Below are 676 nucleotides of genomic sequence, written 5' to 3'. Positions count from 1 at the left end.
CTACATTCGTTTTACCATCGTTATTACTATCTACATAAGTACCATCTTTAGTGATTGAAATACTAGGAGATTGATTCAATTCCGTGATCGTACAATCAGAACACTCAGGGTCTTTTGGACAAGAGGTACAAGGAGTAGGGTCAGTAGAGGTGTTGGTTACATTGAAATTCTCAGGGTCTTTTGCATTAGCTGTAGCTAAGTTGTAATAGATTCCTGTATTTATATCAGCTTGAGTGATAGCGTGTATAGCAGTAAAAGTAGTATTGTCCGATGTACCAGCAGTTAAAGTAGCTATAGCACCTCCATTAATAGTTGCCTTAGTGTCGGTAATAGTTACATTAGTTAAATCAACATTACCAGTGTTTTTTACAATAAAGGAATAAATGATATTGTCTCCAAGATTTGTTATTCCATCATTATTTGTGTCTTGATAAACCGCATCTTTAAGAATTTCAATTCCAGATTCAGTTATAAAATAAGTATAATTAACAAAACAACCATTAGCGTCTTTGATTTCAAGATCATATTTACCTATAGCAAGAGAGTTTAAATCTTGGGTAATAGCACCATTTGACCATGTGTAGGAATAAGGTGTAGTACCTCCAGACACTGTAATATCAATTGAACCATTGCTACAACCCACACAATTATTGTTGTTAACAATTATTGCTGTTGC

General features: G+C 34.0%; 1 protein-coding gene. It reads right to left on the bottom strand.

The features are described from left to right. Nucleotides 1–676 (bottom strand): SprB repeat-containing protein (locus tag K5R64_RS13600; RefSeq protein WP_220764205.1); only part of this gene is annotated, 676 nt, incomplete at both ends.

It is taken from the genome of Flavobacterium sp. UMI-01 (genome assembly GCF_019656315.1).
Lineage (GTDB): Bacteria > Bacteroidota > Bacteroidia > Flavobacteriales > Flavobacteriaceae > Flavobacterium.
The sequence above is the reverse complement of the archived record's forward strand: the minus strand, read 5'-3'. Positions and strand labels throughout refer to the sequence as shown.